This window comes from Candidatus Rickettsia mendelii (assembly GCF_057543435.1).
On the sequence record NZ_BTGX01000006.1, the window covers coordinates 46,681 to 60,507 of the forward strand.

Genomic DNA, 13,827 nt, shown 5'->3' on the forward strand with positions numbered 1-13,827 from the left:
ATGTTTTAACAATACTTGCACATTAATAAGTATAGAGCTTTAATTTTAAGAAAAATACAGAGGATAGAATGAACAACATTACCAAAAGAATAACAGTTCCTGCTTTAGAAAAACTGTTATATGAACCTATAAAAGTTCTAGATCATGGCTTTATTAAGGTTATCGATTATATGGGTGATGATAGTGCTATAGTACAAGCAGCACGTGTATCTTACGGTAAAGGAACAAAGCAATTAAATCAAGATAAAGGGCTAATTAAATATTTACTACGTAATTATCATACTACACCTTTTGAGATGTGTGATATAAAATTTCATATTAAATTACCAATATTTATTGCAAGACAGTGGATTAGACATAGAACAGCAAGTGTTAATGAATATTCAGCTAGATACTCAATTTTAGGAAATGAATTTTATCTGCCAGATCTACAAAATATTGCACCGCAATCTAAAACCAATAAACAATGTAGAGAAAATGAAAGTTTGCCAAAAGCAGTAGCTGAAAAAGTATTAGCAATCTTAGAGAAAGATGCACGTCAGTGCTACAAACATTATACAGAATTGATGAATACTGATGAAGAAGGGAATATTATAAACGAGAATGCTATAGGAATCGCAAGAGAACTTGCTCGTATGAATTTAACTTTGAATTATTATACGGAATGGTATTGGAAAATTAACCTACATAATCTACTTCATTTTTTAAGGCTACGTGCGGATCATCACGCTCAATATGAAATTAGAATTTATGCTGAAAAGATACTTGAGATAGTAAAAGCTTGGGTACCTTTTACTTATGAAGCTTTTGAAGAATATCAATTACATGGTGCACATATTTCATCTAAAGGTTTAGCTGTAATTAAAAAAATGATAAGTGATGAGAAAGTTACTCATGAGACTAGCGGTATGACTAAAAGAGAATGGGAAGAATTGATGCAGTGTTTAAACAACGGAATATAATCCAGGAAAAGAGTATTTAAGTGAGAAATGTTATATATTTTGTATTACTATTATTATTTAGCTTTAAAGGTTATACGATTGAAACAATAAACATTGAGCGTGGGCAAGCTAATCCTACACCTATAGCAGTAAATAAGTTTGATGCTGATAATGCAACTGATGATATAGTAGGTCATGATATAGTTAAAGTTATTTCTAATGATTTAAAACTTTGTGGTTTATTTCGTCCTATACCTTCCGTCTCTTTTATAGAAGAAAAAATCGGCATAAAATATAAACCACTTTTTGCTGCATGGCGCCAAATTAATGCTAGTCTTTTATTAAATGGTGAAGTTAAAAAACTTGACGGCGGTAGGCTTAAAATTAGTTTTATACTATGGGATACATTGCTTGAAAAACAGCTTGCTGGTGAAATTTTTGAAGTACCTGAAACGTTATGTCGAAGAGTAGCTCATAAAATTGCCGATAAAATTTATGAAAAAATTACTGGTGATCCAGGTTATTTTGATACTAAAATAGTTTATGTCTCAGAAAGCGGACATTATTTACAAAAAGTAAAAAGAATAGCTTTGATGGATTATGACGGAGCTAATAATAAATATCTTACTGATGGAAAATCACTAGTATTAACTCCAAGATTTGCTCATTCAGCTGATAAAATTTTTTATGTTTCATACGCAGCTAAAAAAAGAGCTCTTGTTTATGAAAAAGATTTAAAAACTGGTAAAGAAACAGTAGTAGGTGATTTTGCTGGTATATCTTTTGCTCCTAGGTTCTCACCAGATGGTAGAAAAGCTGTAATGTCGATAGCTAAAAATGGCTCTACTCATATTTATGAAATTGATCTTGCTACAAAGCAGCTACATAAATTAACTGATGGTTTTGGTATTAATACTTCTCCAAGCTATTCTCCTGATGGCAGAAAAATTGTATTTAATTCTGATAGAAACGGTACTCGCCAATTATACATAATGAATGCTGATGGCAGTAATGTCGAGCGCATTAGCTTTGGTCGAGGATCTTACGCTACTCCTAGTTGGTCACCGCGAGGTGATTATATAGCATTTACTAAAATTACTAAGGGTGAAGGTTTTACTATTGGGATTATGAAGCCATACCCACAAGATAATGAAAATGGTGAAAGGATAATTACCAGTGGTTATTTAGTCGAAAGTCCTTGTTGGGCACCTAATGGACGTGTCATTATGTTTGCTAAAGGTTGGCCTTCAAGTAGTAAATCATCAGGAAAAAATAGAATTTTTGCAATTGATATAACAGGTTATAACGAAAGAGAAATTACTACTCCGCAAGATGCTTCTGATCCTGAATGGTCAAATGTACTGAATTGATTAGTAAAAATTAATGATCTCTAAATAATAATCATCATGAAGATATCTACTAAAATGCAAGTAGAAGTAATTTTTTATCAGGAAAAGAGAGTAAAGATTTTCTAGAATAAAAGACAAAAGCAATAAGTGATGACTTTAATATTATTGAAAAGCTCATAAGGGTTTTTATTGAAAAGTAAAGTTGTGATGTAGCTCTAAAAATTGTTAGATATCGTTCTGTAAAAGCATGAATCTAGTGATATAAACACAAGTTTATATTAATAAAGGCTGTTTACTATTGCGTAGGTAATACATGAACAATACATAATTTTCTTGCAACAATGATTATTTCCTAATTTATACAATTTGTTATACTACCTCACTGCTATGGTTTAAAATAAACTTTTTTATTTTCTCAAAGGCTGTGTTCTCTATTTGTCGAATACGTTCCTTAGAGATATTATACTCATTGCTTAGAATATCTAGAGTTTTAGGAGTATCTTTTAGTTTACGCTCTGTCAAGATATGGAGCTCCCTATCATTTAAAATCTTCATAGCATTTGATAGTAATTTCTTTTTATTACTATAATTTTGCTTATTAATAGCCATAGTCTCAGGGGTAGGTCGTGTTTCCGGTAATAATTCTATTAGTTCTCCTGATTCTGCATCATCACTATTTATAGAGTTATTTAATGATAAATCAGAGCTGGAAAGTCTAGTATTCATTTCGGAAACTTCATGGACTGAAACACCTAGTTCATCTGCTATCTGCACAAAATCATCAGTAGTGATAGCTCTTGAGTATAAATTAGTAATTTTATGCTTAATTTTGCTAAGACTAAAAAATAATTTTTTTTGTGCACTTGTTGTGCCCATCTTAACCAATGACCAAGATTTTAATATATATTCTTGAATAGAAGCTTTAATCCACCACATAGCATATGTTGATAGGCGAAAACCAAGCTCAGGGTTGAATTTTTTTACTGCTTGCATTAAACCCATATTACCTTCTGAAACTAACTCAGTAATAGGAAGACCATAGGTTCTATAGCCGCTTGCAATTTTTGCAACTAATTTAAGATGGCTAGTTACCAACTTATGTGCTGCTTGTAAATCATTTTGTTCTAAATAAGATTTAGCTAGTAAAAATTCTTCTTCCTGCGTAAGTGAAGGAATTTTATTAATTTTCTGTAAGTAGCTATAAAATCCTGATTCACTAGAGATTGTTAATGCATTAATATTACTAGTCATTACTTACCTACAAACTAATTTTCTTAAATAATATCACATATATTATCTAAAATAAACTTTTTCTAGAGTATTTTTTAATAAAATTAAGCAATTTCTAAAAAAACTAATAAAAATTTGGCGTTTTCCTTACTTGGATTAATAATTTAGTATGAGTTTTGTTTCCGTACCTATCTATATCTACAATTTATTTTGTAAAGTTACAGGGTATAAGGTACTAATCACAAAAGAAATGGTAAATATATAATTCTAAGGTTAAAGGTACTAAACATATCATTATTGAATTCGATGTGAATGTTGATAAAATCTACTATGGCGTTTTATTTCACGTCAGAAAATGGTCCAAATTGTTCCAGGACAAAATACTCTAGTTTTTTATTAAAATGATATAATAGGCGCTTCTTTGTATAATGTTACTTACTAATAAAGCAGGAAAATATTTTATAAAAATTCTATTGTTTTTGCTTTGAAGAACAATATATTAAAAGCCAATGAAAAAGTTTTAATGCAGGTTATGTTTTGTATAGATAAAGATTTTAAAATTGATCCTGAAATGCATGACGTTATAAGTACTTACCTTATCTTAATACTTTCTTTAAAGTGCAAGATATGATAATACCATATCCTATAAAAAAACAATTAATTTAATAATTTAAAATTTCAGATACAGAATTTAGTTGTAATTTAATTTAAAAATTTAATATAACTTATCGTTTGGTTCTCAAGTAAAATGTATGGTTAACTTAAGTAATAAGCAATCTACTATGGTTGTTGCGATGTCCGGAGGAGTTGATAGTTCAGCAGTTGCTGCTTTATTGTGTGAGCAAGGCTATAATGTGATAGGTATTACCTTACAGCTATACGATCATGGTATGGCAGTGGGGAAAAAGAATGCATGCTGTGCAGGTCAGGATATTTACGACGCTAAAATGGTAGCAAATAAGCTTGGCATTCCTCATTACGTGCTTGACTATGAAAATAAATTTAAAGAGTCAGTGATCAATAATTTTGTCGATAGCTATTTACAAGGTGAAACACCACTCCCATGTGTACAATGTAATAGATCAGTAAAATTTAAAGATTTGCTAAAAGTTGCTAAAGAACTTGGAGCAGATCAGCTTGCTACCGGTCATTATGTACGAAAAATAAATGGTGATAATGGAGTAGAGTTGCATACAGGACTTGATCCTACAAAAGATCAAAGTTATTTTTTGTTTACAACTACTAAAGAGCAACTTGAGTATTTACATTTTCCGCTTGGTGGTCTTAGCAAGGAAGAAACAAGAAAGCTAGCTAATAAATTTGGTCTTGATGTGGCAGATAAGCCTGATAGTCAGGATATCTGTTTTGTACCTGATGGAAATTATCGTGCTATAATAAATAAAGTGCGACCTCAGGCAAATGAAAGTGGTAAAATCATGCATGTAAATGGTTTTGAGCTAGGTGATCATAACGGGATAATTAATTATACTGTAGGGCAGCGCCGTAGGCTTGGTATATCTTATAATGAGCCTCTATATGTAGTAAAGATTGATCCTAATGATAATATAGTATATGTAGGGCCAGAATCTGCCTTAAATGTACAAGAATTTATAATTAAGGATATTAATTGGCTTGCAAGTGAGATTAAAGATGATAAGAAACTAGAGGTAGCAGTTAAAATTCGTTCGACAAGATTGCCACGTCTTGCAGAAATAAGTAAACTAGGTAACAATAAAATAAAAGTAAAATTTTTATCGGAAGAAAAAGCAGTTGCACCAGGGCAAGCATGCGTTATTTATGACGGCAATAGAGTACTTGGTGGAGGCTGGATTACTAGAGATATAAGGTGAGATATCATTGTCATGAAGCGCGTTTAATGTCATTCCAGTACATAGGTGTTCTGATATCATTCCTGTAGGAACAGTAATCCAAAGTAAACAACCTAGTATAAGAATTACAAATTTTATACTATAAAAACTTGTGCTTTATATAATTACTTTGATTCTTGTTTCTGCATGAAATATGTCAGGAGGTAAAAAGTTATTACTAAAAATGGAGAAACTAATGAGTTTTTTAAAGAAAAAAAGTTTTGAATCAGTAAAAGAAATAGGTAGTTCTAGTGGTCTTAGAAAGACGCTTGGAGCATTTGATTTAATATTACTCGGACTTGGCGCTATGATTGGTACTGGCGTATTCGTTGTTACTGGTATAATTGCAGCTAAATATTCGGGTCCTGCAGTAATGGTATCTTACATGATTGCTGGTATTACGTGTATTTTTGTAGCACTTGTTTATACAGAGCTTGCTGCAATGCTTCCAACTTCTGGAAGTATTTATACTTACTCCTATGTTGCATTTGGTGAGATATTTGCCTGGATGATTGGTAGTGTTATAATATTAGAGCTTGGTGTGGCTGCAGGAATAGTAGCAGCAGGCTGGTCAGGTTATGTACAAGGAATATTAACAGCAGGAGGAGTATACTTACCAAAAGCTTTAACCACAGTACCAACTAATGGTGGAGTAATAAATTTACCAGCATTTTTAATTTCAGCTTTTATCGGATTTATTTTATATTTAGGTACTAAAGATAGTAAAAAATTAAATGCTGTTTTAGTTCTTATAAAAATGATTGCTATATTTGTATTTATACTTGCTGCTGCTCCACATTTTGATGCAACTAACTGGAGCAACTTTATGCCTTTTGGTTTCAGTAATGTTTTAATAGGAGCATCTATTTTATTTTTAGCTTTTACTGGTTTTGGGACAATTGCAACTGCTGCTGAAGAATGTAAAAATCCAAAACGTGATATAATGATTGGTATTATTGGTTCGCTTGTTTTAACAACTTTAGTATATGTAATAATGGCAGGGCTTGTTACCGGTATAGCCCCTTTTGATCAATTAAATAATGATCAGCCACTTGCTTATGCTTTAATTATCAATAATAGCAAGATTGGTTCAGCTATTGTTGCAACTGGTGCGATTTGCGGTATGATGACAGTGCTGATGATGAATATTTATGGTACTTCTCGTATTTTTTATGCTATTGCACGTGATGGTTTATTGCCAAAAAGCTTTGCAAAATTACATCCAAAATATGACAGTCCTTATGTTACAATTATAACATTTGCATCTCTTGCAGCGATTCTTGGAGGATTTTGTTCTACAGAATTATTGACACAATTAACCTCTATGGGAGCTCTTATTGACTATATAACTGTAGCAATAATAGTATTATTATTTAGGATAAAATTACCTGATGTACAAAGACCTTTTAAATGTCCTTTGGTATTTATTATTGTGCCATTTATTTTATTTGCTTGTGCATATCTGTTATTTATTCAAATATATGACAGTGAATTTAATATATTAATGGCAGGACATGCTCTAATATATTGGTTTATTGCAATGTTCTGTTTATATATCGTAAGATCGTTTTTTATGAAAAAAGAAGCAAATTAGAGAGATGAGCGATAAAATACGGTCACTGCGTGGAATGAAGGATCTCTTGCCTGAGGATTATAAAGTTCATGACTATATAATTAATAAAGCAAGAGATATTGGAGTATTATATGGCTATAAGCAGATGAGCACTCCTATCTTGGAGTATACCAAAGTCTTTAATCGTTCAATGGGTGAAAGCTCTGACGTCATTAGTAAAGAAATCTATAGTTTTTTTGACAAAAGTAATCAATCTGTAGCACTAAGACCTGAATTTACAGCTGGTATTATTAGATCTTTTATTTCAAGTGATTTACAGCATAAACTACCTCTTAAATTTTTCTCTACTGGTCCTGTTTTTCGCTATGATAGACCACAAGCAGGACGTCAAAGGCAATTTCATCAACTAAATTATGAATATATTGGCGCTAAAGGTGCTACTTCTGATGCAGAAACTCTAAAGCTAGCTGTAGATATATTAAAAGCTCTTGAGATAGAGCAAGAGACTGTATTAGAGCTTAATTCTCTCGGATGTAGTAAATCTCGTGCTAATTATCAGCAGAAATTAGTAGAGTACCTTAATGATTTTAAAGATGAATTATCCGATGAAAGCAAGATTAGACTGGTCAAAAACCCGATGCGAATTCTTGATTCTAAAAGTGAAGTTGATCAAAAAATAGTAGCTAATGCTCCAGTTTTATCTGAGTATTATACTGATGAATCGAAAGAATATTTTGATGAATTACTAAAATATCTAGATGTTTTAAACGTAAAATATCATATAAATCCACGTTTGGTTCGAGGGCTTGATTATTACTGTCACACTGCTTTTGAATTCACTGTTGCAAAGCTTGGAGGGCAATCAACTATTCTTGCTGGGGGGCGATATGATGGGCTTAGTAAAATTATGGGTGGTGATGATGTGCCTGCTGTTGGTTTTGCTGCTGGAATTGAACGGATTGCTTTAATTAAAGAGTATAGTATATCCTTAGTAAGTCCAGTATTCGTGTTGCCCATAGGCGAACATAATGTTTGTTCTGCCTTAGCAATTGCAGATAAATTGCGCTTACATAATATTACTACTACACTAGAAATAATGGGTAAAATAGCTAAAAGAATGCAGCGTGCACTGAATGAAAAGGCAAGATTTATTATCTTTATTGGTGATGAAGAACAAACAAATAATAGACTAAAACTTAAAGATTTAGAAAAAGAAGAAGAATATGTAATAGATTTTTCAAAAGCCCTTGAGTTATTGAAAAAATACGGCTAGATTTTAAGAATATTGAGTATTGAATTAATTATTATATGGTACTAATTCTTAGATGATTTAAAGCTGAAGTTTTGTTACATGTTGTATTACATGAATAAATATTCTGCATATCTTGTGTGTTGTCAAATTCTTCTGCAAAATGATTAAAGTGTAGATTTATCACTATAAATATATTTTAATATTTTTTTTATCGTTTCCATTTAATGTACTACATTAAAAATAATGTTCACCGCTTGAATTTTAGTTAATATATTAGCTTTACAGCAATTATTTTACTTCACCAATGTATACTCTAAACATCAAGACGGATTTCCATGTTATTTAATTGTGCTTGTTATAAGCTTCATATTTATAATTACACATTAATTGATGTATTATGTCATGCTTAATATAATTATTATTTCGGGTTCTAATATATAATAAGCTGCTTCTACAGCTGTATTGATGTCCTAATATGTATAGAAAATGTCTATATAATGCTTCTATATTAAGGTTAGAAGAGCTTTGTCTAAGTGTATGTAGCAACCAACATTAAACTTATAAGTAGTTAAAATTCTATGATTTATCATGAATATATTTTTTAGTAATTAGTAAGTTGTAGAACCATTAGGAGATGACTTTACATAGGTTATCATTATTTGCTAGTTAATTTTATTAAAAAATTATTTTTAAATCCAAAACATAGTTTAGACAAAATATACTATAATATTAGTTAGAAATACAAAATTTTTTATATAATCTAATGACAAAAGTAATATAAATATATATTATTTTAGAGTAATTAATTAGTGTAATTTTAATGAATACAGATACTAATAATATTAGCGAAACTTTAGAAGTTGTAACACAAGATTATTTGTCAATTTTTTCCTTAATAAGTTCATCTGACATTATCAGTAAATCGGTTATGTTAATGCTACTTATTGCTTCCATTTGGTCATGGGCTATTATTTTAGAAAAAATATTTAAGATTATGCAGGTGAAGCGAAGGATGAAAGCTTTTGAAAATATTTTTTGGTCAGGAGGAGTTTTAGAGAATTTGTATAAAACTATAAAAAGATCAGTGAATAACCCTCTAGCTTTAATATTTGTTTCAGCTATGGATGAATGTAAGAGCCTAAATACTAGAGGTCTTTCTGATTCATTAAAGAATAATCATAAAGAGCGTATTACTAATTCAATGTACCTAGCTCAGAATAAAGAGGTCGAAAAGTTAGAAAAGAATTTAAGTTTTTTAGCAACAGTAGGATCAAGCGCTCCTTTCATTGGTTTATTTGGTACTGTTTGGGGAATTATGCACAGTTTTCAATCAATTGCTACATCAAAAAACACTTCACTTGCTGTAGTAGCTCCTGGGATTGCCGAAGCATTACTTGCAACCGCTATCGGCTTATTTGCAGCTATTCCAGCAGTAATTTTTTATAACTATCTGATTTCTCATATTACTCTTATTAATAATAGAATGGAAGACTTTATCAGTGAGTTAAATTCTATACTTTCTAAGGCAATTGATCAGGAGAAAATGTAATGGCTATAAAGCTTGCCAGAAGTAATAGGAGAAGCAGAAGAGCTGTAGTTAGTGAAATTAATGTTACACCGCTTGTGGACTTAATGCTAGTACTCTTGATTATTTTTATGATAACTTCTCCAATGTTAGTTTCAGGTGTAAATATAGATTTACCTGAGACAAATTCTAACCCAATTTCAGGGCAGGATGAGCCATTAGTAGTTACAATCAATAATAAAGGAGAAGTATTTATATTTGAAACTCCAATAGAGAAAGCATATTTAATTAGTAAGCTTGCAAATATTATCAAAGAGAAAAAAGATATTACAATTTTTGTAAGAGGTGATAGGAATGTTTCTTATGGACAAGTAGTAGAGATAGTTGCCGACATGCACACTGCTGGATTCTCTCGTGTAGCTCTTATTTCAAATATTAAAAATAATGAAAAGTAACAATAAGCAAAATTTGCAGTTTACTTCAGAAGATAAGACATTAAAAGAGTTCAGAAAAAAAAATACTGATAATTTTACAGTCTTCTTAAGCTGTTCTATTGTGCTTCATTTATTCATTTTATATTTTTTTCTATGTGGTATGCCATCATTTTTTAAAAAGTTACCGGAAGAGCAAACAATAACTTTTGAAATGCTGCCAATTAGCGATAAATCCAATATCATAACTCAGACAAAGCAAAATGAAGCACCAATAGAAAATAAAGATGCTAAAAAATCTGAACACACTAAGCCTAAAAATACTTCAGAGCAAGATTTACTAAAAGAAGAAAAAATAAAAAAGCATGAGGCTAAAATAATAGAAGAAGAACCTAAAATAGAAGAAAAGAAACTTATTGAAGAAATGAAACAGGAAGTAATAAACAAAGCATTACATGAGAAACAAGAAGAGATTAAAGAAGAAAAACATAAAGAGGAAAAGTTTAAAGAAGAGAGAGAAATAGCAGCTAAAAAACCTGAAGAGAAAAAAGAACCTAAAACTGATGAGCTTGATTTTTTATTAAAAAATTTAGAGCAGTCTTCAGAAGGTAATAATTTAAAATCAAATAAATATAAAAGAGAAAAACAAATTAATAACGCAAAAGAATCTAAAGGTGTTTATACAGAAGGGTTACCTCTCTCTGATAGCGAAATATCATTGATAAAGCGGCAGATTGAAAGACATTGGAGTAATATACCAGCAGGAGTACGTAGTAATAATAAGGTTAGAGTAGTTGTTAACATTATGCTTGATAAAGGTGGTAATGTTGAACAGGTAAGAGTTAAAGAGAAAATTTGCTCTGATATTTCAGCTAGTATTTGTGAGGCTTTGGCTGATAGTGCCATTAGAGCAGTATTGCAAGCAAATCCTATTGAAAATCTTGATCCTGCACGCTTTAATCATTGGAAGGAAATTAATTTTAACTTTGATCCTAGTAAGTTATAAATTTTGTATAGCTTTTTGTTGTGTGATGTTCATATAAAGTGGAAATAACATAAAAATTGTATTATAACGCTAAAATATTTGTTCACTAGAAATTTTATTTTGAGTGATCTTTTAAAGAAGATTAATAAGATTTTTGAAGGCATAACTACTCCTCATATTCCAAAAAAATTTTATAATTTATAGCAAAAAAGAACTAAAATTAAATTAAGTAGAAAGAGATAAAACATAGAGTATAACAGCATTTTAAAAGTTTTTATGTAACATATAAATCACAAGATCAGGATAGATAGCTTAAGATTTAAACAATTTCTTAAAAGTGAAATATAACAAATAGTCAATATAAAATATTCTACAAAGCAAATCAAAAATTATCATGATATTGAATCTAAATTAGATGTAATTGTGTAAGCTATAAGAAAATGAAAATATGGTTATAACTGAGCAAGACCAAAATGATCCAAGCTTCATTATTATTAATATAAAAGAGGAAAATTAGAAAAAAATAAATTATTGGGAGAAATAGATAAAGATATAAAACAAGAACAGGAATATAGTAATATGATAGAAAAGAAGAGAGGGGGAAAAAAAATAGTATATTATACTTTATGGATTTTAAAATTGGCTACATCATCATAAGAAGAAACCAATAAAATAATTAATATAGTTGGGAGATTTTATGAAAGATATAGATTGTTGGGAAAAAAAATTTAAAAACTGTAAGTATTCTGATAAATTAATTGAAAGACTGTTATTTTTAAATACACAAGTAAAAAAACCTATTGATATTAGGGAAGTTAAGAAAGGCATTTATTATGCTCGCAAATACCATGGGATTCAAATGCGTCAATCAGGCGACCCTTATTATTCTCATCCAATCGCAGTAGCAATTATGGTAGCAGAATTTGTAGCAAAAGAAGCTCCTAAGCTTTTTACTTCTATAATGCTGCAAGCTGCTTTATTGCACGATACTATTGAAGATACTGAGCTTACTGAAGATATGATTAGCAACATTTTTGAAGAAGAAGTAGCAAGACACGTAGAAGGCTTAACGAGAATGAAACCTTATGGAAAAATTAGCGCAGCAAAAAACCTTGACATATTGATTAAGCAAAAAAGATACGACACAGCACTTATAAAACTTTTTGATCGAATACATAATTTACAAACCCTAAGAGTTAAATCGTCTGAAAAAGCTCATAAGATAATTAAAGAGACATTAAAAAACTTTTTAGCTTTAAGTGAAATGCTTGAAATACCTTTAGTTTCTGAGCTTATATATGTTGAATGTTGTAGGAATAATTTTAAGTTTGATATTAATTCTACTTTTAATAAGATTATAAACTCTGATTCCTTTCCATTTTCTCAAAATAAGTTACTCCCATAAAAAAAGTGACACCTACAGGAATAAAAATTAGAAATAATCCCCAATATCCTAAATAATTAGTAATATACACTAAACCAAAAGATGTTATAAGATAAGTAAATAACTTTGCTATTGCACTTAGCATACTAGTATATGTAAACCTCTTAAAAACAGGGAAATATTTATAAAATATAGGCGCTGCTGGCACATGATCAAATACGAACAATGCAGCTAAACATTGAAAAATAAAAATATATACAGGATTAGGGTTATAACTTAACATTATAGGAAAAAAAATGAGAGAGGTAAAAAATAGATATAATTTTACTTTAAGTATTTTTAAAGGATGAATTTTATAACTTATAACCATGAGGCTAATAATACCAAGTAAATCTACTATAGACACCCAAAAATTTTGACTTATAATTTGACTTGGACTAAACTCACATTCTCTTTTTAATACATCACCACAATATATATATACAAAATAAAAACATGGAGGTCTAGCACATTGGACAAAGAAATACCAAATAGAAGTAGAATTAGGAACTTTTTGATCTAGAATATCTTTATCAACTTCTTCAAACGTAATACTATTTTCTTTAAGTCTTAATTTTAATTTTTTTCTTTTATTTGAAAATGCATCTGCTTCTTTTAAACTAGTTCTTGCAATAGTACCAACAAAAGCAATAGTTGCGCCAATAAAAAAAGCTATACGCCAGCTTGATTCATGTCTATAAATATTTTGATTGGTAAAAATCGATGCAATACCGAGTGCTAGTGTAGTCCCTACTGCAGAAAATACAGTTATAATTGCTACCAATGGATACTGCATAGGAGGAGCTGAATTTTCGGTTAAGTATAACTCTGCACCTCGTGCTTCTGCAGTTGCTGACATACCTTGAATTATACGACATATAGTTAGAACCCAAGAAGCTGTTATGCCTATCTCTGCATAGGTTGGTACACTGCCTATAATGACACAAGTAATAGACATTAATAAGGTAGTTAAAACCACTACAATCTTACGTCCAAAATGATCACCTACATACCCGAATATTAATGCTCCAATAGGTCTAAGTAAGTAAGTAGAACAGAAAGAGAAAGCAGTAAGCAATGAAAAAGTAAAATGATCATATTCCGGAAAAAATAAATTATTTAAAAGTGCTGCCATATGCACATAAAGCATAAGATCAAAATATTCAAGAAATGTACCTATAGAAAGTAATCCTACAGCTTGCTTTTGCTCTTTACTTAAACTTCTTTGTTCTTGTTTGTAGCCTAGCATA

At 30.2% G+C, this 13,827-nt stretch carries 11 protein-coding genes and 1 pseudogene; 10 read left to right on the forward strand and 2 right to left on the reverse strand.

The window, feature by feature from the left end:
* Nucleotides 1-68: 68 nt before the first annotated feature.
* Together thyX and tolB are read left to right on the forward strand one after the other, a co-directional pair.
* The gene (gene thyX, locus AC27F4_RS00850; protein ID WP_487061145.1) at nt 69-962 is read left to right on the forward strand and encodes an FAD-dependent thymidylate synthase; all 894 of its coding nucleotides are present in this window, start codon (nt 69-71) and stop codon (nt 960-962) included.
* Between the two features lie 20 nt (nt 963-982).
* Nucleotides 983-2,311, forward strand: a complete 1,329-nt coding sequence (tolB, locus tag AC27F4_RS00855; RefSeq protein ID WP_487061147.1) for a Tol-Pal system beta propeller repeat protein TolB — start codon at nt 983-985, stop codon at nt 2,309-2,311.
* Between the two features lie 348 nt (nt 2,312-2,659).
* Here tolB and rpoH read toward each other — a convergent pair whose 3' ends face one another.
* The gene (gene rpoH, locus AC27F4_RS00860; RefSeq protein ID WP_487061149.1) at nt 2,660-3,541 is read right to left on the reverse strand and encodes an RNA polymerase sigma factor RpoH; all 882 of its coding nucleotides are present in this window, start codon (nt 3,539-3,541) and stop codon (nt 2,660-2,662) included.
* 90 nt (nt 3,542-3,631) lie between these two features.
* On the opposite strand from rpoH, the pseudogene AC27F4_RS00865 reads away from it, so the two are divergent.
* The 8 genes and pseudogenes from AC27F4_RS00865 (at nt 3,632) to AC27F4_RS00900 (ending at nt 12,559) form a co-directional block, all read left to right on the forward strand.
* Nucleotides 3,632-4,186, forward strand: a pseudogene (locus AC27F4_RS00865) (cytochrome c oxidase assembly protein).
* Between the two features lie 86 nt (nt 4,187-4,272).
* Complete coding sequence (gene mnmA, locus AC27F4_RS00870) at nt 4,273-5,370, forward strand: tRNA 2-thiouridine(34) synthase MnmA (protein WP_487061151.1); 1,098 nt, start codon at nt 4,273-4,275, stop codon at nt 5,368-5,370.
* A gap of 214 nt (nt 5,371-5,584) precedes the next feature.
* On the forward strand, nt 5,585-6,982 hold the full coding sequence (locus AC27F4_RS00875; protein WP_487061261.1) for an amino acid permease: 1,398 nt from the start codon (nt 5,585-5,587) through the stop codon (nt 6,980-6,982).
* A 4-nt stretch (nt 6,983-6,986) separates the two neighbouring features.
* Nucleotides 6,987-8,234, forward strand: a complete 1,248-nt coding sequence (gene hisS, locus AC27F4_RS00880; protein ID WP_487061153.1) for a histidine--tRNA ligase — start codon at nt 6,987-6,989, stop codon at nt 8,232-8,234.
* Between the two features lie 799 nt (nt 8,235-9,033).
* Entirely contained in the window at nt 9,034-9,762 is a 729-nt protein-coding gene (gene tolQ, locus AC27F4_RS00885) for a protein TolQ (protein ID WP_487061155.1), read from the forward strand.
* Complete coding sequence (locus tag AC27F4_RS00890) at nt 9,762-10,193, forward strand: ExbD/TolR family protein (protein WP_487061157.1); 432 nt, start codon at nt 9,762-9,764, stop codon at nt 10,191-10,193. The genes tolQ and AC27F4_RS00890 overlap by 1 nt, the downstream gene beginning before the upstream one ends.
* Entirely contained in the window at nt 10,183-11,175 is a 993-nt protein-coding gene (locus tag AC27F4_RS00895; RefSeq protein WP_487061159.1) for an energy transducer TonB, read from the forward strand. The genes AC27F4_RS00890 and AC27F4_RS00895 overlap by 11 nt, the downstream gene beginning before the upstream one ends.
* 676 nt (nt 11,176-11,851) lie before the next feature.
* Entirely contained in the window at nt 11,852-12,559 is a 708-nt protein-coding gene (locus tag AC27F4_RS00900; protein WP_487061161.1) for an HD domain-containing protein, read from the forward strand.
* On the opposite strand, the gene AC27F4_RS00905 is transcribed toward AC27F4_RS00900, so the two are convergent.
* The gene (locus AC27F4_RS00905; protein WP_487061163.1) at nt 12,510-13,826 is read right to left on the reverse strand and encodes an MFS transporter; all 1,317 of its coding nucleotides are present in this window, start codon (nt 13,824-13,826) and stop codon (nt 12,510-12,512) included. The genes AC27F4_RS00900 and AC27F4_RS00905 overlap by 50 nt on opposite strands.
* Nucleotide 13,827: the final 1 nt, after the last annotated feature.